The organism is Oleiphilus messinensis (genome assembly GCF_002162375.1).
Taxonomy (GTDB): Bacteria; Pseudomonadota; Gammaproteobacteria; order Pseudomonadales; family Oleiphilaceae; genus Oleiphilus; species Oleiphilus messinensis.
Genome location: NZ_CP021425.1, coordinates 1,450,414 through 1,475,073, shown reverse-complemented (window position 1 = coordinate 1,475,073; position 24,660 = coordinate 1,450,414). Strand labels below are relative to the sequence as shown.

24 protein-coding genes and 1 CRISPR repeat array are annotated in these 24,660 nt (G+C 47.1%); of the genes, 7 read left to right on the top strand and 17 right to left on the bottom strand.

What is annotated here, in order from left to right; translation table 11 throughout:
* Positions 1-2: 2 nt before the first annotated feature.
* Both OLMES_RS06430 and OLMES_RS06425 read left to right on the top strand, forming a co-directional pair.
* A complete protein-coding gene (locus OLMES_RS06430) occupies positions 3-248 on the top strand; it encodes a CDGSH iron-sulfur domain-containing protein (protein WP_087460505.1) in 246 nt (81 codons plus the stop codon).
* 205 nt (positions 249-453) lie between these two features.
* On the top strand, positions 454-657 hold the full coding sequence (locus OLMES_RS06425) for a hypothetical protein (RefSeq protein ID WP_087460504.1): 204 nt from the start codon (positions 454-456) through the stop codon (positions 655-657).
* A gap of 50 nt (positions 658-707) precedes the next feature.
* Here OLMES_RS06425 and OLMES_RS06420 read toward each other — a convergent pair whose 3' ends face one another.
* Together OLMES_RS06420 and OLMES_RS06415 are read right to left on the bottom strand one after the other, a co-directional pair.
* A complete protein-coding gene (locus tag OLMES_RS06420; protein ID WP_087460503.1) occupies positions 708-1,343 on the bottom strand; it encodes a response regulator in 636 nt (211 codons plus the stop codon).
* Complete coding sequence (locus OLMES_RS06415; protein ID WP_087460502.1) at positions 1,340-2,602, bottom strand: sensor histidine kinase; 1,263 nt, start codon at positions 2,600-2,602, stop codon at positions 1,340-1,342. The genes OLMES_RS06420 and OLMES_RS06415 overlap by 4 nt, the downstream gene beginning before the upstream one ends.
* A 158-nt stretch (positions 2,603-2,760) precedes the next feature.
* On the opposite strand from OLMES_RS06415, the gene OLMES_RS06410 reads away from it, so the two are divergent.
* Positions 2,761-3,636, top strand: a complete 876-nt coding sequence (locus tag OLMES_RS06410) for a MipA/OmpV family protein (protein WP_087460501.1) — start codon at positions 2,761-2,763, stop codon at positions 3,634-3,636.
* A gap of 133 nt (positions 3,637-3,769) precedes the next feature.
* On the top strand, positions 3,770-4,363 hold the full coding sequence (locus OLMES_RS06405; protein ID WP_087460500.1) for a LysE family translocator: 594 nt from the start codon (positions 3,770-3,772) through the stop codon (positions 4,361-4,363).
* Between the two features lie 37 nt (positions 4,364-4,400).
* Here OLMES_RS06405 and OLMES_RS06400 read toward each other — a convergent pair whose 3' ends face one another.
* The 6 genes from OLMES_RS06400 to OLMES_RS06375 all read right to left on the bottom strand — a co-directional run bounded on the left by OLMES_RS06400 (position 4,401) and on the right by OLMES_RS06375 (position 11,549).
* Positions 4,401-4,820, bottom strand: coding sequence for a hypothetical protein (locus OLMES_RS06400; protein ID WP_087460499.1), 420 nt, complete (start codon positions 4,818-4,820; stop codon positions 4,401-4,403).
* A 103-nt stretch (positions 4,821-4,923) separates the two neighbouring features.
* Entirely contained in the window at positions 4,924-6,060 is a 1,137-nt protein-coding gene (locus tag OLMES_RS06395; protein WP_087460498.1) for a M48 family metallopeptidase, read from the bottom strand.
* A 74-nt stretch (positions 6,061-6,134) separates the two neighbouring features.
* On the bottom strand, positions 6,135-7,562 hold the full coding sequence (locus OLMES_RS06390) for a YjgN family protein (RefSeq protein ID WP_157678188.1): 1,428 nt from the start codon (positions 7,560-7,562) through the stop codon (positions 6,135-6,137).
* 223 nt (positions 7,563-7,785) lie between these two features.
* Positions 7,786-9,924, bottom strand: coding sequence for a TonB-dependent receptor plug domain-containing protein (locus OLMES_RS28790; RefSeq protein ID WP_087460496.1), 2,139 nt, complete (start codon positions 9,922-9,924; stop codon positions 7,786-7,788).
* 226 nt (positions 9,925-10,150) lie between these two features.
* Positions 10,151-10,882: a carbonic anhydrase gene (locus OLMES_RS06380; RefSeq protein ID WP_087460495.1), complete on the bottom strand. Its 732-nt coding sequence runs from the start codon at positions 10,880-10,882 to the stop codon at positions 10,151-10,153.
* Between the two features lie 124 nt (positions 10,883-11,006).
* Positions 11,007-11,549, bottom strand: a complete 543-nt coding sequence (locus OLMES_RS06375; protein ID WP_087460494.1) for a hypothetical protein — start codon at positions 11,547-11,549, stop codon at positions 11,007-11,009.
* 107 nt (positions 11,550-11,656) lie between these two features.
* Here OLMES_RS06375 and OLMES_RS06370 point away from each other — a divergent pair, with 107 nt between their 5' ends.
* On the top strand, positions 11,657-12,025 hold the full coding sequence (locus OLMES_RS06370; RefSeq protein ID WP_087460493.1) for a hypothetical protein: 369 nt from the start codon (positions 11,657-11,659) through the stop codon (positions 12,023-12,025).
* 115 nt (positions 12,026-12,140) lie between these two features.
* Here OLMES_RS06370 and OLMES_RS27940 read toward each other — a convergent pair whose 3' ends face one another.
* From OLMES_RS27940 to OLMES_RS06325, 9 genes are all read right to left on the bottom strand, one after another.
* Complete coding sequence (locus OLMES_RS27940) at positions 12,141-12,386, bottom strand: hypothetical protein (protein ID WP_157678187.1); 246 nt, start codon at positions 12,384-12,386, stop codon at positions 12,141-12,143.
* Between the two features lie 299 nt (positions 12,387-12,685).
* The gene (locus OLMES_RS06360) at positions 12,686-13,579 is read right to left on the bottom strand and encodes a hypothetical protein (protein WP_087460491.1); all 894 of its coding nucleotides are present in this window, start codon (positions 13,577-13,579) and stop codon (positions 12,686-12,688) included.
* A gap of 144 nt (positions 13,580-13,723) precedes the next feature.
* Positions 13,724-14,116, bottom strand: a complete 393-nt coding sequence (locus OLMES_RS06355) for a hypothetical protein (RefSeq protein ID WP_087460490.1) — start codon at positions 14,114-14,116, stop codon at positions 13,724-13,726.
* A 45-nt stretch (positions 14,117-14,161) separates the two neighbouring features.
* Positions 14,162-15,208, bottom strand: a complete 1,047-nt coding sequence (locus tag OLMES_RS06350) for a hypothetical protein (RefSeq protein WP_087460489.1) — start codon at positions 15,206-15,208, stop codon at positions 14,162-14,164.
* 72 nt (positions 15,209-15,280) lie between these two features.
* On the bottom strand, positions 15,281-16,246 hold the full coding sequence (locus OLMES_RS06345; RefSeq protein WP_198343243.1) for a peptidoglycan recognition protein family protein: 966 nt from the start codon (positions 16,244-16,246) through the stop codon (positions 15,281-15,283).
* 28 nt (positions 16,247-16,274) lie between these two features.
* Positions 16,275-16,916 (bottom strand): COG3650 family protein, encoded by a 642-nt coding sequence (locus tag OLMES_RS06340; RefSeq protein WP_087460488.1) that lies wholly within the window; start codon positions 16,914-16,916, stop codon positions 16,275-16,277.
* Positions 16,917-17,023: 107 nt separating this feature from the next.
* Entirely contained in the window at positions 17,024-17,395 is a 372-nt protein-coding gene (locus OLMES_RS06335) for a hypothetical protein (protein ID WP_087460487.1), read from the bottom strand.
* On the bottom strand, positions 17,395-18,396 hold the full coding sequence (locus OLMES_RS28255) for a hypothetical protein (protein ID WP_198343242.1): 1,002 nt from the start codon (positions 18,394-18,396) through the stop codon (positions 17,395-17,397). The genes OLMES_RS06335 and OLMES_RS28255 overlap by 1 nt, the downstream gene beginning before the upstream one ends.
* A gap of 247 nt (positions 18,397-18,643) precedes the next feature.
* Positions 18,644-19,729: a leucine-rich repeat domain-containing protein gene (locus OLMES_RS06325; protein ID WP_087460486.1), complete on the bottom strand. Its 1,086-nt coding sequence runs from the start codon at positions 19,727-19,729 to the stop codon at positions 18,644-18,646.
* 1,169 nt (positions 19,730-20,898) lie between these two features.
* On the opposite strand from OLMES_RS06325, the gene OLMES_RS06315 reads away from it, so the two are divergent.
* Together OLMES_RS06315 and OLMES_RS06310 are read left to right on the top strand one after the other, a co-directional pair.
* Positions 20,899-22,035 carry a hypothetical protein gene (locus OLMES_RS06315; protein ID WP_087460484.1) on the top strand — a complete coding sequence of 379 codons (1,137 nt, stop codon included), beginning with the start codon at positions 20,899-20,901 and terminating at the stop codon, positions 22,033-22,035.
* A gap of 302 nt (positions 22,036-22,337) precedes the next feature.
* Positions 22,338-23,174, top strand: a complete 837-nt coding sequence (locus OLMES_RS06310) for a tetratricopeptide repeat protein (RefSeq protein WP_157678186.1) — start codon at positions 22,338-22,340, stop codon at positions 23,172-23,174.
* A gap of 100 nt (positions 23,175-23,274) precedes the next feature.
* A CRISPR array of direct repeats spans positions 23,275-24,443; the repeat unit is 29 nt; unit sequence TTTTCTAAGCTGCCTGTGCGGCAGTGAAC.
* Positions 24,444-24,660: the final 217 nt, after the last annotated feature.

Here is a 24,660-nt window from a genome sequence, read left to right as displayed (position 1 = left end):
CCATGACCACGCCAATTCGCGCTGCTGATGCCCCATTTCCGGTTGAACTGGAAGCCGGACAACGAATATCCTGGTGTGCCTGCGGTCGCAGCGAAAACCAGCCGTTCTGCGACGGCAGCCACAAAGGCACGGGAATCAGCCCGGTGCGCTACACACCTGAAGCAAATCAAAAAGCTTTTTTATGCGGTTGTAAACAAACCCAAAACCCGCCTTTCTGCGATGGCAGCCACAACAAAACGGTGGCTTAAGTCGAAAAAGTGATAACCCTCAAATGGCTGAGATTATTTTCATCTTAGTCATTCCTAAAATCGAAGCAATTCAGTCACTCACAGTAATCCGTACATAAATCGTTACGCAATGATACTGGACAAAAGACTCCCGCAATCGCTATAACAAAGGTAGGATTGATCAAACCACAAGCAGTCCCAGCATTGTCCGCCGGAGGATGAAAACATGGCCAACACCAGCGATACCCCTACTGAATTCGCACGTTTACACCCCATCCTTAACGAAATGACGCGCACCTTCACCGACCTTTATCTGCACCGTAAAGATGAAGAAACCCGCCTGAAATTACTCGCACTCGAAGAAATCCTCGAAGCGCGCCTCGGTGACCTGAGAGAAGCCCGCGCACGTGCCGGTGATGATGTGTACTAGCGTTCTCTTGTTACCAACGCCAATCGTTATGAAGCCAGAATCAGCATTGATCAAATAATACCTAGATCAATGGCCTTCAAAACTGCGCGTGTGCGATCCCGCACGTCCAGTTTGGCCAGAATGAACGAGACCTGATTGCGCACAGTGCCAACAGATTTACTCAGTGCTTCAGCAATTTCCTGATTGGAATAGCCTGCAGCGATCAAGCGTAGCACTTGTAGCTCGATACTGGTCAGGCTTTGCACAGCTTGGGCATCGGTATACGCGATGGCCGCTTTGTGACCTTCAATGCGGGAGGTCACCGCCGGTTGCACCCAATCCTGCCCCAGACTGAGGGTTTGAATGGCTGACACCAGTTCATCCAGGCTGACATCCTTACGCAGGTATCCCTTCGCACCCGCTTTCAGGCAAGCGAGCACCAAATCGTGATCATCAAAGGTTGTCAGCACGAGCGTCGGTATTGTCAACCCTTCAGACTGCATGGCATGCAACATTTGCACCCCGTCCTTTTTCGGCATGCGAATGTCCAGCAGCACCACGTCCGGTTGCACATCCCGTAAGACGTCAAGACCCTGTTCACCATCTTCCGCTTCGCCAATAACCTGAATCTCCTCCCTTAATGCCAGCAAGCCTTTTATGCCTTCCCGTACGAGGTTCTGATCCTCCACCAATACCACTTTGATCATGCAACCTCCTGACCCACAGCACCCCGCCCCTGGCGCGGAATTGATACCTCGATGCAGAACCCCTGTTGGTTAACGCTGAACCGGCATTCTCCCAGTAACGTGGCCACTCGTTCCCCCATGCCTGTCAAACCATTACCGGGAACAATTGGCCCTCGCTTGCCACCATTGTCCTGAATCGACAGGTGCAAACAGGCTTGATCATCCGAACCGTTATTGCCATCGCGCAATACAATAATCGCTTCAGTCGCACGGCTGTGTTTGAGGGTATTCGTCAATGCTTCCTGACAGCAGCGCAGTATAACCTCCGCCACCCGTGCATCCTCTATGGGCAGAGACGGCGGGAACTCCATAAAAACCTTCAGACCGGGCAACGCCTGCAACAGCGTTTCCAATGCTTCGCGGAGATCAATATTCTGATTCTCCCGAAATGTCGTGACCACCGCACGAATATCACCCAACAGAATCCGCGCAATACTCTGCGCTTTCTTGATCTGCACTTTAGCTCGCTCCGCCTCACTGTGACTGGCCACCTCCAGTTCAAGACTCAACGCTGCAAGGTGATGCCCCAACATATCGTGCAAATCACGTGCAATGCGAATTCGCTCATCCCGTTTTGCCGTAACAGCAAGCAGGTGCTGAGTCGACTTTAGTTCACTGACCAACAATGCGGCATATTCTTTGGCTTCCCGCTCTGCAATCACCCGCGTGGTGACAAACAACACAAACAAATTAAACATACCGTAAAGCAGACCATTAAATACCGGGAAAAAACCCGGTTCGACTTCCAGCAGAAAATAATACACCGAGACAAACAACGGCCCCGCCAGCGCCACGATGACACACTGCCGGATACTGAATACTGTGAGCAAACGGGAAAACAGCAAGACCAGCATAATTCCAGTGACATTAATCAACACCAGCAGCATCAGACCGGTTACGCCCACCAGACCACCCCACAGCGACAAGCGCTGAAGCGGCGTTGCCTGATTCGCCTGCAGCGCAAACGGTGCCTGTAACAAAGGCCACAGACACAACAATGCACAAACGCCTAGCAGTGGGTATGTTCCCCACCCCAGCACCATGATGACCAGATCCGGTCGCTCAGCCCCAATCCAGACATAGCAGGAAAAGCCGAGTACCAATGCCCAGGTCGTAATGGCCACTAGACGTTCAACCGGATTAATCCAGGTATTCACCGTCATCGAAGCGTTGATGGTATGCGCAGGTTTATTTGAATGGGTAAGCTTGATCGTATTCATCAGGCCATTATTCCACAGAATCACACCATCGTCTTAGGGCAAATGTCACGATCTGAACAACCGTGACATTTGACACAAGCGCGCCTCGCCACGTCCGGTTTAGGCTATGTCCACACTTTCAGACTCGACCACTCTGACGCAAAAAGGTAGACAACCCCATGATTCGTTCAATCTCTTTTTTAGCACCGACTTTTCAACCGACGCTGTCACTCATTCGACCTCACTTGTTGCAACTCCCCCTATTAATCATGCTTGCTGCATACCAGCTAACCCTGTCCGCAGATGAGCTCAATACCACCATGGACACCTCCAGCGAAGGCGAATTTCAGATACAGGTCGGGGGCGGGATCGGTGCCAGCGATTTACCGTGGAAGGGTATCGATATCAATCCCACTTCCATGCCTTATTTTGATATCGCCTGGGGCAATTGGCATTTTGGCTTCAAGCATGGCCTGGCAGCTTATACAATTGGTTCTGACCGCCTGCAAGCTTCACTTGGCGTGAACTATCGGGATGAAACCTACGATACGATTTTTGATAAAGAAGAAGACCTGTCCAAAGACCGCGTATTCGACGGATACGAATCCGGTGATGGTGAACTCACGGCCAAACTGTCTGCCAAACTGTATTTTATTGGTCTGGATGTGGAGCAGGATGTGACGGACCAATCCGGGGGCCTAACCGCCAGTGCGATGCTGGAATACCCGGTTCTGGAGCTCGGACCGGGCACAAAACTCATCGCCAGTGCCGGTGCCCGGTGGCTGAACGAAAAGTATATCCATCACCTCTATGGTATTGAGGGCGATAACATTAATCCGGCGTTTGGACGAACCGCCTACCAGGGGGAGGCGGCAATCAATCTTGTCGCAGGGGTCACAGCAATCTATTCAATCACGGATAACTGGACGGTTATTGGTGTCTATCAATTCCAAAAACTGGATGACGTCATACAGGACAGCCCATTGATTGGCCAGGCATTTCAACAAGACATTAAAGTATTTGTCAGCTATCGGCTGGACACTTTGCCGTTTTAACCAACCTGCCTCGTTAGGCAGGCGAAGCAAACGCTGTTATGGTTATTTGTTACTCGACTGTGTCTACGCAGGCCGGTTTAAACGTTTTAGCATACACACTCAAAGTTCAAATCCCCATAGCGAGGAACACACCGTGGAGTTTTTCATCAGCATATTGCTTTTTGCGCTCGTCTCAACCGTCACACCGGGGCCAAACAACATTATGGTGATGACCTCGGGGCTGAACTACGGCATCTTCCGGTCACTGCCTCATTTGTTCGGGATCTGCCTCGGGTTTCCGGCAATGGTCATCGCCGTCGGGTTGGGCATGGGCGCAATATTCGAACAGTTTCCCGTGGTGCACAGTGTTATCAAAATCATTGGTATTCTGTACTTACTGTATCTGGCTTACCGCATTGCTATGACCCGACAGGCTGGCAAGAATGAATCCCAAAAAGCACGACCATTTACCTTTATCGAAGCGGCGCTTTTCCAATGGGTAAACCCCAAAGCATGGGTGATGGCAGTTGGTGCGGTAGCCGCTTTCACCACCGTAGGTGCAGAGCTGTTCAATCAGACGCTCACCATCGCCCTCGCCTTTCTTGCCGTAGCCTTTCCCTGTGTCGGGCTGTGGCTGGTCGGCGGCGCGAGTTTGCGAAAGCTGCTCAATGACCCTGCGCAGCTCAGAATATTCAACGGTGCAATGGCATTTTTACTCGTACTTTCTGTGATCCCGATGGCGTTGTAGCGCTTTAAAGCTGTCGTATTTCAAATATTCTCGGGCCTTAAAATACCGTCGCAAGTAAAAAGATTACGACCAAGGCAATCACAAACCATTTATAAACCCCTACTTTGGACGGTTCCGACCGCTGGCTCCGTCCTTGCATCATCAGCTGTTCAGCAAGGCGCTCAGCTTCTGCCCGCGATTTAAGGTCAGGGTTTGACTCGGTTTTGCCCAAGCTAACCGGTGCAGCTGAGTGCTCTCCAGCGGCTTGATCCTGAACAAAAGCCGCATTTTCAGCGACAGGTGCGTGGACTTCAGCCTCCCGACTTTGCTGTTTCCGCGCCTGAGCCTCCAGTGCCTGTAAAAGCAGACTCAAATGCTGCCGATCACTATGCGACAGGGTCGCCAGTGACGTTGGGTCGGTCGCACATAAATGATATGTGACGCCTTGTATCTCCACAGTTATGGTTGGCTGATCCACTCGTTACCTCATATCCTGTTCACTGTCCGCATCTGTATTTGCACGGCTTGCACCGTGCTGATTTCAGTATAGCCTGTGTGAGTGACACGACGTGATTTGTGGCTTATTCCGGCCCGAGTTTGAAGTTTCGAATGCGCTCAACACGTTCTGCGGTGTGGGGATGGGTGGAGAGATAATCCAGGATGCCTTTTTCCTGGTTTTTTTCCTCCTTTACCTGGTCGTTTTCTTCTTTTTCCTCAGCAGTTGTTTTTCCCGGTTTATCCTGCTCCGGTTTATCCTGCTCCGATTGATCCGCAGCAGGTTTGGTGGAGTTACCCAGGCTGGCCATCAGATCAGCAAACGATCCAGTAGGGGTGCCGGTATGGGCCATTTGCGTAAGTGCATACCCGTCCGCTTCCCACTCCGCATCACGGGAATAACTGCGTTGCACTAATACGACCGGCAAGTAAACAATCAAACTGTTCACCGCATCCAGATCCCCCAGCATGAGACTCGCCAACGTGACCAGACCCGCAGACTGAATAACCTGAATGAGCGAATGACGGTATTTAACATGGGCGATCTCATGCAATAAAACACCCCGAATAGCATCATCAGATTTGGCAAGTTTGATCAGTTCATCCGTGATCACAATATCGCCCCCCGGCAAAGCCAGGGCATTCGCACCGATCCACTCCCCTTTGCGGAAGTGAAGCTTGTATTCGACCTCTGTGGGCTTGGGAATCAATTGATCGAACAGCGCCGTAAGCGATGCCTGACGCGCTTCGGACAATTCCGTAGGGCCAAGATACTCATCATCGAGCAGTTCCATCATGCCGTCGCCCAGAGCATGACTGGCTTGCTCCGGCAGTTGCAGAGCAGCCCAGCGACTTGCTGCAGGCACGCCATAAGTGGCCATGACATATAAAATAGCCAGTGAGATCACCAGAGAAAGCACTGCCAGTTTAAAACTCGATTCCAAGCGGTGGGCATCAAACCAGCGCTTCGGTTTCGCTTGATTCGCAACCCGCACGGACTTCGCTAACTCGTCCGCTGCCTGCTGATCATCCGTTTCGAAACTGGCCCCATCCGGAAAGAAAACAAACCGGGGGGTATTACCCACCCGCTCTGTAACGGATATGCGCTGTACCGAAACCGGCACAAACGGAAACCCGCTGATTTGCACAAGCCCCTGCTCATCCACATGCAAGGAGCAAGGATTGGGTCGGGACGTTTTCCCGTCGTAAAACATTCCAAACATTTCAGTCAACCACGTTGAAAATTGTCCTTAATGAGCACAAACCAGGCGAATCCCCTTTGATTGATGTCTCGCCATCAAAATGACAATTCGAGATCAAACACGTCGGAAATTTCCTCGGCCAACGCCTTCGCGTCCTCTTCCTGCCCAGCCAGAAACTCCGTAATATCCCCTGTTGACTCCAACGCTGTGACACCCAGAAAATAGCGCGCGGTTCGGACTTGTGCCCAGGGCGAAAGCATCCAGAAGCTCAATAATATGATTAAACTGTTGGTAATCGTCAACCAGCAAACCGCAAGGGGTTTGGCATTGGCTCGCAGACGATGCCCATTTCCGAACTGGACGTTATCCAGCATCAGATTATAGCGCTTGGCTTTCATGTAAGGCCGGATCAGCAGAAAGAACAAACCGGTTAAGGTCCCCAAAACGCCATACATACCACTCACGTCCAGTGCAAATTTAAGAGTCCAAAGCAAAATGAGCACGCCAATCGCGATAAACAAAACACCATAAACCCGATAAAATGCTGCAATCTCGCCCACAAACTGCCCGGTTGCGGTGCCGAATCGGGCATTACGGGCAACATAGCGCATGCTGATAAAGTCGAAATAGGGGGCCAGGAACAGTAACATCAGCGCCGATAACGTAGCAGGTAAAAACCAGATGGCTTCAAGGTGGTCCAAAACATTGGTTATGCTTTCGTCCTCGACAGCACTATCCTCATCATAGACCTCGTCCTCATCATAGACCTCCCCCTCATCATAGACCTCCTCCTCATCATAGACCTCGCCCTCATACATATCTTGTTCATACAGGTCTTGTTCATAACGCCCTTCTTCGTATGATTCTTCAGCGTACGCTTCATCTTCGGAATAACCCTCATCGTAAGCCATATCCTGCCCGGATAATGACTCTTCTGCAGCAGTTTGCTCCGAGGCCGCCTGCTCTTGTAGTTGCCCGGCAAAATAAAAAGGTGCAACCAGGCAGGCGATAAACAAAATCACGACAAGGTTCGGGGCCATGTATACGCGATACGCCCCTTTATAGTCCCGATTGAAGCTGAATTTGATACTACGCCACGCGGAATAGCGCATCCGGAACGACAGCATCATGACAAAAATGACGGGGGCAAAGACGATGTACAACACCGTCATGATGCCGTAGATACTTGCAGCAATGATGGAGACATCCAACAGATTCTTGGAAGTCAGAAACATGATCAATAACAAGAGTGCCAACAGGCGGCTTTTAAGCAGGGTAAGCGGGCTAGCCAAAAACTGGAAAGAGCCATTGGCAACCGTGGTATTGCCATAGAAATAACGCAATTTTCGCACCTTGGCCCAGGGCGCGTAAAATCCGAGCGTAATCATCATTAACAATTGATTGGCAAACCAGATGCTGAAATACTCGGCGGCATTTCCTGTGAACTGAAAAGCAAGGCGCTTTCGTTTCCCTGCAGAATTTTGGACTGTTGCTGTCGTTCCTTTTTCGACAGACTCGGTCATAGGCACTTCTCCTTGAGACTCACTTAACGCCATATTTCAGCGGCACAGCACTGTATGGCACATCACGAGCGAGGTGACCCAACCGGAATTCGATCTTTGATTCCCACTGCCTCTCCCTGGCTCTTGTTTCAGACTAGACTAAAAAAACAACGTGGGAAAGCAGCAAGGGCGTGGAAACGCCCCGTAATTGTGTTTGACGATCAAAAATGCCAACCGGGTTAACCTAGAACTGATAACTCAGTTCAGCCCACCAGGTTCGGCCAAGTTGTGGAAGTCCCAAGGGATAAGTCGGGCCCGCCGAAACAACGGCATACTCCTCATCAAAAACATTCTTGACGGTACCACTGACTTTAAATCCGGGATATTGGGTTAACGGTTGCCAGGCGACTGAATAATTCAGTGTCCAATACTCTGGAAGAGTGCGATCCGGAGGCAGGCGGAGCCTCACGTTATAACCCAGTTGTTGGCCACGGTACTGCAACAATGCCCCCTGCTCAACCTGGGGCAGCGTTTGCCAGGTCACGCCGAGATTCCCCATCCAGTCCACCGCACCGACAACCTCTTCGTCGGTCATCTCATCCTTAGTATGCACATAAGAAACATTCGCCAGAATATCCCAGGTATGGTTAATCCGCTGCTGCCATTCGAATTCCACCCCGTAGCTGTTAAGTTCGCCGCGATTCAACAAGGCTGGCATACGCCCCGGAATGATCACAAATTCGATCAAGTCTTCAACATGGGTTCGGAACAGGGTTGTTCGGAAAACGCCGATATTACCACGGTAGATGTAAGCCAGTTCCTGTGAATCGATGGTCTCTGCGTCCAGGTCCGGTGCCGGGCTTCCTCCCGGCAATGCACCGCCATAGGATTCCTCCAGCGTGGGCGGACGAAAGGCTTCGGCATACTGGAATTTGAGAATATGGCCATCCGCCACACGCCAGATTGCCGCTGCCCGGGGTGACAGGTTATCCCCCCAATCATAATAGTGATCGTAGCGAACCCCAAACGTCAATTCCAACCCGGAGGTTAACTGCCACTGGTCCTGCAACAGAATACCGCCAAGGGAGCGATCTGCTTCCGGATCTACTGGCGTTCTTCCGGGTAACGCAGGAAGACGAACCCCGTTTGGCCGCACATTCTCCATAAAGGCTTCGTCTACTTGCATATATTCATAACTCAAGCCCAATAAAATCCGGTGCGCCTGCACGGGGTTCCAGCGCCACTGCCAATCCGCTTTGTAAGATGAATCGGCATAGCCATCACGAACATAACTCTCCACCTCAACGACCCCGTCCAACCCAGGAGCACGGGCACCAACCGGCACCCCAAGAAACGCGGCGTTACGCCTTTTATTGTCCCGCCCAGATAACATCAACGAGGTGTCCAGAGTATCCGTAATCGACCAGACTTTATCGAAACTCACCGAAAAAACGGACTCGACCATGGGAGCCAGATCATAGGGGGTATAGCTCGGTGCCCCAAAAGTAACGCCTTTTTCAACTCGCACGTATTGCGTCTTCAGGTTGTACCCCTGATAAGACAAATTCCAGATCGCGGAACGACCACTCATCTGATCATGAGTAGGTCCCGGGGCATGGCCAAAACCCAGTGGCGCGTGATTATCGACATAGGATATACGCCCGGAGTTATCCCGATCCCATGCGGAAAGATTAAGGGAGGAATGCAGTTTGTTCGGCTCCGCTTCATTAGCCACATTGACGGCGGTTAACCAGTGTTTGGCGCTGCCCGTTTTCAGGAACACTTCCCCCTCCCGGGCCCGCGTGATGACATTGACCACGCCGGAAAACGCAAAAGCCCCGTGTATTGCTGAGCCCGGCCCCCGAATGACTTCGATCCGCTCCACCGACTCCATGGGCAACATGTACAGGCCTTTCAGATCACCGTTAACCGCACTGTTAACTGAAACACCGTTCAGCATCAGTTTCAGGTTATTGGCATCCAGCGTTGTGCCAAACCCTCTAACGACGGTGAGTGCTTCGCCAAAATTGCCTTCAAAGACATTAAACCCGGCCACTGTATTCAACGCCTCACCAACGGTTTCCAAGCCCAGGCTACGGAGCTGATCGCTTTGCAGTACCGTAACCATCCCCGGCACGAAATCGGCGTTCATTTTGGTCTTGGTGGCGATCTCGGTTTCTTCTTCCAGAATATCCATCAGCGCTGCAAACTGGGCCTGATCTTCCAGCAACGCCAACTGCATATCTTCCCCATAATCCTCGCCAAGGATCACATCATTAGCCAGACACTGAACGGCAGGCAAGGCCACGCTGGCAGTAACCAACAGGGTCAATGAACAATGCTTAAGACGATAAGATGCGTGGTGCGTAAATTGTGTAGTCATGATGTTTATAGACTCTTCGGCAGACGTGCGGCACACTGAAAAACCAGATCAGACCGCGGCACGCAACCGGACGTGTGAATGAGAGTATCGATTATAATGGCCGCAAGTGCCTCAACATTTGCTTAGAGTATAGCAAGGGATGAGAGAGGCGAGAGGATTCGAACAGAATATCCCATTAATGGATGGGCCATTCAAAATTCCTTGAACAGCCCATCGGGATAAAAGCTTACTGTAATACGGGACGGGCGTTGGTTGCCTGCACGGGTCGGTTATTGGTCTGATCATCCAAAGCGTCTGAGAAACGCTCCAATTGTGCTTTAGAAACTTCAACAGAGTTTTTCAATACCAGCCAGCGAACCCCTTCTGAACATGGCGGAGTCGTCAAAGAGCCATTAAAGCGGTAGTAGTCACGATTATCCGGTAGTACGTGATTCGCATTCAGTTTAAACTTCAAAGTTTCCGCATCACCGTCATCTGTAGGCATATCATCAAAGACATGTTCGAGCGCTTTATTTTTACTGCCCTCTTCCAGCATCAATGCCACAACAGCCAGCTCGCCGTCCACATTCTTATGCACAAAGTGCGCTTCCATTGGGAACGATTTACCGTTTATGCGGTTTTCGCTTGGAGCGTGGAAATGTACCTGCAGTAAATGAAACGCCTGCCCATCCACCGTGATTGCATTGCCGCGAGGAAAATCCACTTGCATCGTATGGCCATTGTGATGAACCTTTTCACCACCTACACCGTAATCAAATTCGATGGGTGGCAACTCCGACTCAATAAAATTCGTCAGGTTAATCGGTGATTGGTTTTTGCCCGAGCACGCAGAAAACTCTGCATGTAACATCGACCAGTTCTCTGGCCCTTCACTACCAGAGTACCCCCAATGATCATCGCCTGAACACCCGGCCAAACCCACTACCAGGGCAGGAACAAACGCAAATATTTTTTTCATCATCTTTCCTTAATCGATTATTTTTTTTCGTAACTAGCGTCAAAACAACACTCAAATTCCTGGGCAGTATACAAGCCACTGCGAGTCATCCAAATGACACCGCGCAAACAATACAACAGGGCACTCAAGGTGTCGAAGCAAATTCAAGCAGAATCCAACAAAGCGCATCAACCGGTCGCCCGTCCGGCAACCGCAGAACTTTCTCACAGCTCACACCTTTCACAGCAAATGCCTGCGCTGTTAAAACCTCGATAAAAGGCCGAACCACTGCCGTCGTACCAATCCACGCATTAAACCCCGCAAACGTCGACGCTGCCCGCAGATCCTCCTCCGGCATCGACGCAAAAGCCTCCGCCACCCACGAATACCGCTCCAACCGCCCGATAAACAACGACTCCACCGGCTTCAATCCCGAAACCCCGGCATAACGCTCAAGCGCCTGCGCCAAACTCAAACGTATATCCTCAACACTCAAGGAACAAGGCACATGAACCCCAGCCTCAACACGATACACCCGATAAATCAACGTCCCCCACTCTGCATCCGGCGTCGCATCGTGGGTTAACGTGATCGTGCACCCGGCGACTTGTGCTTTGGAAATTAGGGTTTCGATACCGGCTTGGGCGTTGGTGGAGAGTAGGATTAGAAGCAGGAAAAACGCGCGCATGGTTTATCCTTTAAGGGAATTTGATACAGAGAGTATAGTCTTGGGTTTGGATGAGCATTAAACTGTGCCCAGCCAAATTCACTACAATAATAGCCTCGGGGTCAAGTATGCCGATTTATATCGTTTCAGCGCTCATCATCATGGCCCTTTCAATAATCGTCGTGACGCTCGTCTTCGCACAAACCACAGTACGTAAAATTGAAAATAACCCGACATTGATGGATCAAGTCGGTATCGAATTCATCAATGGATGGCGCATATTCAACATCGCAGAAGCACTTGCGATGCCACTAGCCATTTTTAATCGCATCAAAAGCTCCCCGCTGGGAGTCCTTTATGCAAACGCCGAACCTCTGCGCGAATCAGCCAATCGCTTGGATAAATTTCTCGCTCACTTGTTATTCTGGCAGATGTATTTGTTTCTGTTTTTTATCCTTTTTGTGATGGTAGCCGACTTAATATTTGGAGCTCTTTAAAGAACTGCAAACCGGATACATCTAGGTGAACTGGGGCATTTCTGTTGTATTTGGTCATTTAGAGCGTATTTCTGTGCGGCAGTGAGCACTATAGGCTCACCTAACTCGAACACTCTTAAGGCCATGCAAATTGCAAATCAACGCACTCACCATCCACCTCGGATGTACAATTCCCATAGCTCAGAAGTTGTTTTTTCAAAGAGCTGGCATCCAAGCCAAATGGATAGACTCCGGTGTATATTCTATAAGCATCAGAATTCGTCACTACTCGCAATTCGGGCTCAAATTTGATCTCTTTGATATCTGCAAAGCGAACGTTCCGCTCGAAGAGCGGGATAATGCCAATACTAATAGAGTTCATACTATTCGAGAGTACCACTTGATAGCATGAAAGAATCCCCAGAGTGCTAAAGACACAAATCGCCACTGACTGAGTGAATCGAGATCGGCGCGTCAACTGCAATAACACAAGCGCTGTTACGATCAGAAAAAACAATATTTGGACCACTAAAGGAACCGTTATAAACGTTTGAAGCTCAGCGAACTCTGGCAAGAAACGCCACAAATTATTCAAAATGAATAGTGACCACAAAAAAATGAGGAACAAGACCGGCAATATGGTGCGAATCACATTCATCATGGGTTCACTCCACTTTATATTCAATAGACAAAACCAATTCCGGTGACATTCGTTTCATTTTTATTTGAACCTTGAGCCAACAAAATTTCATCATCAATCATCAAAAGAACAGAATCACTTCCATCCAGATAGACTGCAGAATCCAGCTTTAAGTACTGCGCTATTCCACGCAAGCCAGATATGCTGATGCCGCGGGTATTATGCGGCTGAACGAGAATCAACATTTGCCCTATATCCTGTCGGTATCCAACAACAATCTTGCCTACCGGATCAGGAAGATCAGACATAATATCAAATCGTTTATTGCTCCTTTGAACCAAGTGAGGTGCATGCTTCAACGAAGGCTCGCCGACTTTAGCGGCATCAGGTTGTTCAGGCACATACTTGTTTACTCGCCCGAACGGCAATCCATTTAGAATTAATGGCCCAACATTTCCAACAGCGCCCATCGCACCTGAAGGCGCAAAACCGCTCCCGAACTTGTATTTGGTGGAAGCTCCTGGGTAGTTCGCGATGTAGTACATGTTTGACTTGGTACCACCAATGACACGCCTATTCTGAACAATCAAACCCTGTTGGAGTGTTTCTTTTGCAAGCACAGGATCAGAGCCAACAACAGCGTCAAGTTTTCCTGAATTGGTGAGCCCATAGGTTGGTCCGTTAATCACCACCCTGAATTTATTGGCTTTACTCTCTCGCTTCGCAGTTCTATCAAACAATTCTTCATCTGTTCGAACGAACGGAATCATTTTGATCTGACTGCTCAGACTAACAATGTAAAGAGGACCACCACTGGGCAGTGGTGCTTTAAAGAATCCAATTTGCTTAGCACTTGAAGCCGATTGAAATTTTTTCCAAACCGTAGAATCCCCGAGGTGGAGCGAGGTTGCAGATTCGAGTGTATTCTTAGCCATTGTCTATCCTGTTCGCTGATAATATTCCATTAAACGTTACAAGCATTAGACCGAACGTACAGTGCAACATCAAACTCAATTAATTTATCGAAATGTGCAGATTAACATTTGGTAGTACGTTTCTGGGCCGTATTTGCGCAAAATCTATGAAAAATGTTGCATTTTTTTTCGTGTACAGAGAAACATAATTACACCACCAATAAGACCTGTAAGTGCTGCGATAAAACCGACCCCAATATAAAGGTTGATAATAAATGCCAAAGCGACAACACCATAAAAGGCATAGATTCCGACTTTCTTCCAGTACCAAATACTGATTGCAAAAGCTACATTTAGTAAGCTCATGATACCGAGAAAATAAACTATTCCAAGGGAGGCATTGGGATATAAAGCGGCTATTGGTTCTGGGCTCAAAAGATAAATTGCTGCACTAAGTGGGTTAGCAATGAGCATAAGAACTAAGAAAAGGCTAAACCAGAAGCCTCTTTTTTTCTCTTCTGCATCAATGACTTTGGTCTCTTTAATTATAGTATCCATCTACATTCTCCTAACTGACTATTTCATTTCACACTTGCCCTGCTTCTATAGCGCATGAACCTGAACAGTGCCATCCAGAAACCCTTGCGCATCATCCACCCTTTTATCAGTGAAACCTTCCGATGCTTGCGCCCAGATTACATTATTTTTCATTCCCGCTTTTAAGAAGGATATCCCATGCTCGCGCTGAAATGCGGTGGCTTTTTGTCTGGTGAACAGATTCCGCACGACAACCTGTCTGTAAATGTTTTCAAGTGAAACGGATATTGGGCCAGTTACTGTGTTGAAAAGGTAGAATGAATTTTTGAAGTGCTCTAACCGCTTCTCTTCTGTTGTACCTCTCAGCAACATATCAAATGTTGTTGTAATTTCGCCAGTATCTAAGTTAAACAATGAAATTTCATATTCGTGTACACTAAGATTTTCAAGCCCAAATGATGTTTGCTCGTATCCCAGCCGCTTTTCTATTGTGATGTGTTTTGAGTAGGAGATATCCGCTTTTTGATAAATGGAGAATTGATATCCAACCGGAAGAGGGTGCATTTTAGGTTCAGCACCGGGTTCGATAAAAATCACAACAGAGCGATCCCGAGTTAATATAATGCCTTTCGACGTAAGGTGATAGGCATCTCCGTTCAAGCGATCACCATTAGGTAAAATGAAATAAACATTATTCGCACTATGTTCGACCAATGCCCCTAGTTTTACTGGTTTTGAAAGCTTCGTTACATCTTTGACTTTTACGATATAGCGCCGTTCATTAAGGTGATGACTATCTCGGATTAGATAGGTTACAAAACCGGTATCAGACAATGTTGAGTAAAGCAAAGTCTGGCCCTCTGGATCGACAAACCGTTTTCCGTTTACGACAAAACCGTCTCCATACTCTTTTAGATTAAGTCTGTTCAGGGGCTCAGTAACGACTGGTTTCGCGAAAGTGCGTTTATCGTCAATCGGATCAATGAGCGCAGCATCAACCCTCCGGTTGGGTTCTAAAATCGACTTCTCCATAACTTGATTGAGCTGTGCGCAACCGGTAAAAACCAAAAGGATTGCAAAGAATACAGATAGATCTCGTCCTAAATTATTCATAGTTCTTCCTTGTGTGAATAATCGCAATTAACGTATTTGAAAAAATTTCGACCGGGCTGACCCAAAGCCTCTCTAAGTCAGCATCTTCTGTCGAGTCTTCGGCCCAAAGATGCCGTCCGTTTGCAGCAGTAATAATCGCTGCTGTTGTTTTAATGCCTCTTTCGTGCCCGTTCCAAATATGCCATCGTGCATGACTTTCTGGCCGTACATTGCAAGCATGAGTTGAAGGACATTCACATCGGTACCGCGATCATCGATTTTGAGCACGAGGTTATCTTGGGAAAATAACGCATTGATGGTTTTTTTGCCGACAACCCCGTCTGCGAACAGTCCTTTTTTCTTTTGCAACAGCCTGACTGCCGAATCCGTTTGTTGGCCGAAGTGTCCGTCCACGGCACATCCGTATCCTTTTTGAAACAGTATTTGTTGCAAGGCTCGAACATGAGCGCCTTTTGCTGTCAGTTCAATTGTCAGGATTGTCTTGGTTATACCAATATCCGGTGCTGACTCATTCTCCTGAACCATCGCACTTTTGGGTGTTTTTGCTTGGGGTTTTGTCGCTGATTGATCTGGCAGGTAGCCCAGCGTAGTCAAGTTAAGCTGCTTTTTATAATCAAAAACAGGGCAGGATTTTTTACTCACTTCACAATGACCGCGTATTTTGATCTTTTTGTCGTAACTTGCGACGATCGCTTTACAGAGCTTGTTCACCGACACCATTTGCTCATCTGTGAATTTTGCTTTTTTTAATCCATGAAGACAGATCGCAATCGAGCCTGTATTGTGGCCTTTTTGTGCTATGGGGATCTTTTCGATGGGACAACCCGATTGAATGTTGCCGCTTTTGTTGATGAAAAAATGGTACCCGACTCGGGACCAGCCGTTACCGACTGTGTGCCAGTTTTCAATTACTGAAATATCATCATGGGACGCAACATCACTGGCTGAGCAATGAAGGAAAATGGTATTCACTGTCCGTGTGGGTTTGGTAAATGCGATGTCTGCACCGTATTTCCATTTCGGTGTTGTCTTTTTCACGCTGTATGCCCTCTTAAACTGTAAGATTCTATCTACAACAACCGCTCAAAATACCATGTTGCCTGCTAATAATTTCAATTGAATACGGGTAGTCTCGGTCGCTCATTCCGTCACTACACAGCTCGGTTTTGACGACTGCCTGCAAGCTCTTTTCAAGCGCCTTGGGATGACTCGCACTCAGCAACTCAATATTCGTGGCGTTCTGCCCTTCTGTGATTGGGCCATCCAGCCACAATGAAACGGAATCGCCCAAATACTTGAACTCAACTACCGGATATCGGGAATTAAAATTCCAATGCGGCTCCGTTCCGAGGCAACTCACTTCGCTTGCCCCCCCCTTTAAAACTGGTCGGGTAGCTTGGTCGACATAGTTACCGTGCACCCAACCCTGAACCCCAAAATAACTTAATTGCACCCACTGGTTTTGTTCGCCTATTTTTAAAAGGCCTGTCGCATCATGGGAAAGCTTTTGCAAAATCTGAGATTGGGCAGAAGGCGCTGCGCGGAGATTTAAAGTATCGTTTTCTTTGACATTACGAACCTTCAAGTAAGTAACGTCCAGATCCTGTCTCACATCACCGGGAGAAGGAATTGAATTGTCACTATCAGCGCAGGCAATTAATGGAAAAGCCATAGCCAATGTAAAGATGCTTTTTCTAAGGTTGAACATAATACGTCCTGATCCGTGGTACAAATAATGTCAACAACAATATCAATAAAACAGTATAGGCTGAGGGACTCTAAAAAACGAGAGTACAAGGGAATGGCTAGCAAAGGCTAACCGAACACCCCAAAGCCTACGTCTGCGATCATCACACTTACGATTAAAAAACCACAGGTATACATAGTCCAAAACAAAAGATGAGCTAAACATTTATCAATCGATGTCGTATTCGCCTTTAACAATTTTGCATTGGCAAACATGGGCCCCAGAGGCCCTGACTTGATGACATTAAATAAAAATGCTGGCATTGCTAATGCTTGCGCAACGTTGAGTATTCGCCAGCCACTAATCAGCTCTAATCCGAACTGTTCTTTGAGCTCCGAACTTCGCTCAAGCTTTCTAATTGTGACCTGTGCGAAAATAAGAATCTCAATCGCAAAGAGCATTAGCAGCAGGAAAATAATTAGCGCGAAATCTTCTAACATTAAAAAGCCAACCAATTCATAATCTGATCGTACCAATCTCCACTATTGGAACTAATCAGATTATTGACCCAGACAGAAGCTGCTGCAGTACCAGCAACTACTGCAACCCCACCAACGATGAGACCAACCCAACCAACCGGCGTCAATGCCAGCAAAAAACCTACAGCGGTCGTTCCAATATTTGCCAGAGCAACGCCTGTCATTGTGCTTGCAGCAAAACTTGCTGATTGAACAAACAGCTCACGCTCCCAATTTCCATTAGCTTGGTACTCATTGTAAATATTGCCAACACGGGTCGTAAAATCAACGGCGACTAGCCCCGTTCCGAGTACGTTAGCATGCTTGGTAAATTTCAACAGGTTATGAGCCTGAACCTGATTGTGAATCTCCAAATTCGAGAGACTTCTGCTGCTTCGAGCAATGTTTAAGCCTCGATTCGCGTTAGACAAAGGTGTCCCGCGATTGGACTTTACCCGACCGGTCACAATTCGAAGCTCGTTGGAAAATTGCTGCTGTAGATTCTCAAATGCTCTCTGTGCATTCGCTTTAAGACCCTGTTTCATTCGAGGAGCAATTCCAGACTGGCGAGCATTTGCGAATTTCATCAAAGCCCCCTCATATTGAAGCACTGCTTTAGCGAATCCATTCATCCGTTCCGCATAAACGCTGGTAGCGGCACCAGCAGCACCAATTGAGAAGTCTTTTGTTGTCTGCGATTCTTTTATTTTTCGAATATGATTCATTATTTCCGCAAAGGCTAAAACCGTGTCTGAGGAATAATGATCATAAAGCGATGTCGTTTGTTGCAACGCACTAGCAGGAGCCGTGCTTAATGAGTTATATATCTGGCGATTTGCCGAATCAATGGGGCCAAAGCTATAGGGCTGGTATGCAGATAAAAAACTAACGGATCCCGAAACGCTATAGATTCCGTTAGCTCTATATTCCTGAGGGAATTGGTGAGAGGATAGAGCTTGATTGCTCAGAATAAACTGTGCCATGAAACATTCCTTGTAGTCGATATCCTTTAATCCGGCATCCTGATATACCGCGAAGCACTATATTATCTTTCAGTGAACAGCGCAAATACGAGCACTAATTAAAGACGCTTACACTGGTGGTAGCGTTTACTACTTCATTCTATTTGTCAGTTCTTAAAGATTGGGGTTTGAGTTGCTTAGTATTTCCGGTTAAGTTACTTCGCGTATAAAGCTTATCTGTATTGATGATTCTACGAAGATAAATCGCTCACCGACCCGGTGCGGGTGCTCCATTTGTATTAAGTCCATTTTCATTTTTCCTTTCGCATTGATTCGTGAAGCTTTTTTGAGAGAGTGGGTTGTTGGTAATATCAATCCAGATATTACAAAAATCAGCACTTAAATACTGAATGTTATTCATGCTGGCCGTAACTCCCGAATCCTCAAGAATTTCAATATCGATCTGCGTTGGCCCGATGTTTCTCTTGGGGATCCAGTTTTTCTGCAGTGCAGGTAGTTGTGCCAATGTCTCCGGCAGTGTCGTTAGTGCATTTCCATTTAATTTAATAAATTGCAGTTTCTTAAGTTGGCTGATGCTTGCCGGGAGCACGCTTAGCCCAGTCCAACCAAGTCCAACACCTTTTAACGAATTTAACGCCAGCAGGCCGTCAATATTGTTCAGGGGATTGTTGCCTAGATTCATATATTCCAACTCCGACAAGGTTCGGAGTGAGTCTGGTATCGTGCGGAACAGGTTTTCGGAGAGATCCAAATATCGTAATTGCGTCAACGCGGAAAGCGAATGTGGTAGTTCAGATAACGAGTTGCCCTTCAGAATGAGAACTTCCAGTTGTGCTAATTTATTCAGCTCCGCTGGAACCTCGATCAACTGGTTTTCCCCGATAGACAACAACTGCAGTCCTTTCATTTGAAACACTGCGGAGGGGAACATGTCGAACTGGTTTTGATCAAGATAAAGCGTTTTAAGGTTGGATAAATCTGATGTGATAGATAACGGCAGCTTTGACAGTTTGTTCGAACTGAGATTCAAGGTTGTTAAATGACTTAGTCTTTTGAACGCATCAACCGGTATCTGCTTCAGTCCCAAATTGCTTAAATTCAGTACTACCGATTTGTCTCGTTCTGCAACTTTCAAGCAACCTTCGAGTCGTTGAAGCCCGTCAAGAGCCAAATCGTAACAGATACTATGAAAATCAGCTTGCTGCCGATGGACTCTTACTTCCGATGAGGGAATGTTTGATTCCTCGGATGAGTCAACCCAGCCAAACTTATACAACAGTGTGACTGTTAAAATGACGATTGCGCTGATGAGGACAGTGAGAATTTCACGCATAGGCAAGGGCGCACTGAATAAGTAACGAAAAAACAGACAGGCCGAAGCGTGAAAAATATGATCAATCCTGATCTAGCTCGGTCTTATCCATAACCGGTTTCCAATACTACACATCCCATACTATCAGATCAATTCACGAAGTTGATGTAGTTGTCAAAACACAAAAAAGAATGAATCGACTGAAGAAACTACCGATTCACTCTTGTTCATCTATGACAATATATATTTATGAAACACTGTGAACAGTCTTCTATTTTTATTGTGCAACGATGGAATAGCAGACTCATCGAGATTGAGTGTAATAACTTTTTCTGGGCTGCCTGTGCGGCAGTGAACCAACGTTCGGCTCACACCTGACGGCATATGGTTTTCTGGGCTGCCTGTGCGGCAGTGAACTATAGTCTAGTGTGAAAAAAATAAGTTACAACAATAAGTAACGACAACTCGGGTGAAAATACCCTATTTTTCACCTATTTCGTAACCTATTGATTTAATTGAACTGTTGAAAAAACTGAAATTTTTGGTATTTTCGATTTTAATGAAGAATATGTCACAATTCAATTGATTGAGATAACCCGGCTCGCTTAAGTTATGGCTAACCGTAAACCTCTCTAAGCCAGCATTTTCTTTCGAGTCTTCCGCCCAAATATGCCGTCCGTTTGCAGCAGTAATAATCGCTGCTGTTGTTTTATGCCTCTTTCGTGCCCGTTCCAAATATGCCGTCGTGTATGACTTTCTGGCCGTACACTGCGAGCATGAGTTGAAGGACATTTACATCGGTACCGCGATTACCGATTTTGAGCACGAGGTTATCTTGGGAAGAAAACGCATTGATGGTTTTTTTGCCGACAATCCCGCCTGCGAACAGTCCTTTTTTTCTTTTGCAACAGCCTGACTGCTAAATCCGTTTGTTGACCGAAGTGTTCGTCCACGGCACAGCCGAGGTTCTCGTTCACAACGACGGACTGTTGATTACCAGACTATTTGTCATTTATGATGCCCTTATTCACGCTCGTTAGAGCTGATGCAAAAGGAATGTGAACGATCAGGATGACTCGAAATGACCGGCTTATTAGTACTCATCTACCCTCCCCCGGATCCGGCAAGCCACGAAGATTTCTGAGCTTCAACTTCAAAACTACCTAGATTGATAAACGGACTTATTACTCATGAACAACGCATTCAGAATGCAAGCGAAGACAACAGCTACGGGAATCGTAATCGGAACACCGGAAACAGAGACGGTTGTCGCCCGCGCGATTAAAGAAGAGATAAATTTGTGGCGAGACAATATGAAACTCGCTATCAATCGAGTTCACCCCAAGCCGATTGAAACAAAACTGCCTTTCTTTCAGATTTTCACGTGGTTCAATTTTGGCCTTAACATTGCGAAGGTGCTTCCCCGAGGCATGGGCACTGCCGCTTCAGCTGTCGCGACTCGCGCAGCACTTCCACTCGCCATAGCCAATTTAGCTGTTCATGAATTTGAAAAAATGCACCAGGAGAGTTTTAAGGAACCACAGAAAATTCTGAATAAACTTTCAGGCGTCTATCGAGCAGATATAATGACAGCGATTGACTCCGCAGCCCAGCATTTTCCAAGCCCCAAAAACGAACACTATCAGGCTGTCAAACAATCCCTGCTGAGACTATTCGATGGACACGTATTTCGAAGTGCCTTTGAAGCGCAAGAGGCCGTGGAAATATTAATCCGGGACTCTGGGGTGATCGTAACCAACAGCTCGACGATAGATAAGCTCGTTCAAGAACAATTTAACGATATAAACCTTAAGATATCCGCAGTGTATGAAGGAATCCGCAATCAATTTTACGAGCGAGATAACAAATTATTCATCAGCCAGTTTACGGATGCGCCAAAAGGCATAACATTTGACCCGAAAGCTCTCGAAAACATGGTCAGCCGAAGAAATCCGTACAGCTGCGTTTCACCCGGCAGAGTTAAAAGATACAAAAACACGCTCACTCCCCCAGGCTTCACGCAAGTCGACTGCGACTTGAGGTCATCTTCCGAGCGTTTTGAGTGCAAGGATTCCACTGATACTCGGTTAGTGTACGAGCTGTTGATGAGCGTACACCAAATGGAAGTTGAACACATTAACTACGGGATGTTAACAAGCTGTAAAGATACTACATTTGCGTATCGCTCAAAAAGGGATCAAATATCTGAATTGAAGAGAGCATATGAAGGCGTGGTTGCTCAACTTGAAGCGGAGCATAGAAAAAACCATCCTGAACACATCAACTCCCCTTCACACTTCAACTACGCATCGCCCTATAGAGACTAATCATGTTCGCACTTAATTCGCGTTACGTCTTCAATCAGCTGTCCATGATTGCACTATCAGCGATAATGTTAACCAGCTGCTCGAAGCAATCAGAAAACGAAACACCAACAACAACGTTTGAACTGAAATTCAACAACGGTGAAGAGCACCTTAGCTTAGTCGAAAGAGCTAAGCAGATGGCGATGAAACGAGATAGTCTGAAATTTGCAATTCTGGACGATTCGACCCGGCAAGCGTTGATAACACAAGTCAAAGCTCTGTCTGATGTTTCACCAGCGGAAATTTCGAGGCCTCTGAAGCAATTGGAAAAATTAGCCAATTCCGGATTCGTCGACGCACAACTGGCGCTCGGGCAACATGATCAAAATAGTGATAAATATCGCACTAACGAGGATGCAACGAATTGGCTAAAACAAGCGGCAGAGTCGGGCTACGTTATCGCCCAGTGGTATTATGCCCAGCAATTGAGCGATAACGCTGATACGGAGGATTCAGGCGACAATGCAATAACTTGGCATTTTATGGCCGCAGAACAAGGTTATGCCCCGTCTCAATATACGTTAGCGTACGCATTGGAAACCAACCAAGGCGTGCAGAGCAACAATATTGAATCGTGCAAATGGTACACGTTAGGGCTGCGCCGATATGATAACAAATCAGAACAACAAAAATTTTTCGCAGGATTAGACCGGCTACATCTCACTGAAAACCAAAAAGCACAGTGCAATACACTTGCTCAAACATGGGAAAAGACACACACGTACGCATATCAAAATGTGAAAGACGTTCCAGATTTCTATAACTATGCGTGGGAGCAGTGTGAACAAGGCATCGCAAAACATACTATTTTTACCGACCCATCCCATGATATTGACGATTTAATCGGCAGAAGTGAGCAATTTATTGAGTCGAAATTTGGATCATCAAAATCGAAAATCATCAGACTGAACGAGGTGGAGCCAGCAAGTCAACGCCGCCATATCGGAGGAATACTATCAAAATCGAAGAGAGAACATCAGCAAATCAAAGAAAACCGGCAATTTTACAAAGACTGCATACAATCGTATTGGTACTCGAAGTCAGATGAAGATTGGGCATTAATAGATGTGTTGTTTTGGCACCCAGTATCAATAAATTGATTTAGTAGAAGAGCAAAAGAACAAGTCAGTCTATTTTGAAGACTGACTTGTTAAGCTAGCCATCAGGCATTTCTTCAGGATCTATTTTTTCCAGAGCACTGTTACTAAGCTGCCTGTGCGGCAGTGACCCCAACTGGCCATTAGCCAAAGCACCCGGATCTTTTCTAAGCTGCCTGTGCGGCAGTGAACTCGCAGAACGGTCAGCGTAGACCACCGCTTTTTTTCTAAGCTGCCTGTGCGGCAGTGAACTCGATTTAGCTAACCGTGAATTGAGACTTGGTTTTCTAAGCTGCCTGTGCGGCAGTGAACGAAGACTTGGACGACGGGGATATCCCTTTTTATTTCTAAGCTGCCTGTGCGGCAGTGAACAAACATCGCAACGGATTCAAATTGATTTCAGCTTTCTAAGCTGCCTGTGCGGCAGTGAACATGGCGTGTTGGCTGAGAATATCCCCAGTTCATTTCTAAGCTGCCTGTGCGGCAGTGAACCACTGTACAGCAGTAAAAACTGATCATGGTCTTTTCTAAGCTGCCTGTGCGGCAGTGAACCGCTGGAGCGCATTCTAAAAGAGAGCGTACGTTTTCTAAGCTGCCTGTGCGGCAGTGAACAATGGGAGTATAAAGTTTATAGTCTCGTTACTTTTCTAAGCTGCCTGTGCGGCAGTGAACACCTGATCAATAAAGTCAGGCTCTGGCCTTCGTTTCTAAGCTGCCTGTGCGGCAGTGAACGGCACAAACCCTATTATCTCCAGGGCTCTTTTTTTCTAAGCTGCCTGTGCGGCAGTGAACATGGCTCTAAGTACCGATGCGATAATTGCTGTTTTCTAAGCTGCCTGTGCGGCAGTGAACTTTTTCTCGAGAGCCGTTTGTAGTAACGCCTTTTTCTAAGCTGCCTGTGCGGCAGTGAACTCGAGATTACAACGACAAATTTATCAATCATTTTTCTAAGCTGCCTGTGCGGCAGTGAACTACCAGACCCACAATTTTAATTGTTCTAATATTTTCTAAGCTGCCTGTGCGGCAGTGAACAGATTTTTTACAAACTTTGCGCGAATATTTCTTTTCTAAGCTGCCTGTGCGGCAGTGAACGCTTGGCTGGCAAACATTTAATAGAGGCCAGTTTTCTAAGCTGCCTGTGCGGCAGTGAACACTTCTTCGTCGCCGTGTTTCTCAGTTCTGGTTTTCTAAGCTGCCTGTGCGGCAGTGAACTAAGTGTGGATGGGCGTTTGTCCCATCTGATATTTCTAAGCTGCCTGTGCGGCAGTGAACTATAGTCTAGCGTGAAAGAAATAAGCTACAACAATAAGTAACAACAATTCAGGTGCATTTACCTAAATTTCCACCCAATTTGTAACCTACTGATTTAATTGAATTGTTAAAGAGCCGAAAATATTTTGGTATTTTCGTATTGAACGGGAAGCATATAGCAATTTAATTCATTGAAACAGCCCCACTCGTTTAAGGTTTGTCTAGCCATCGGCCTCAG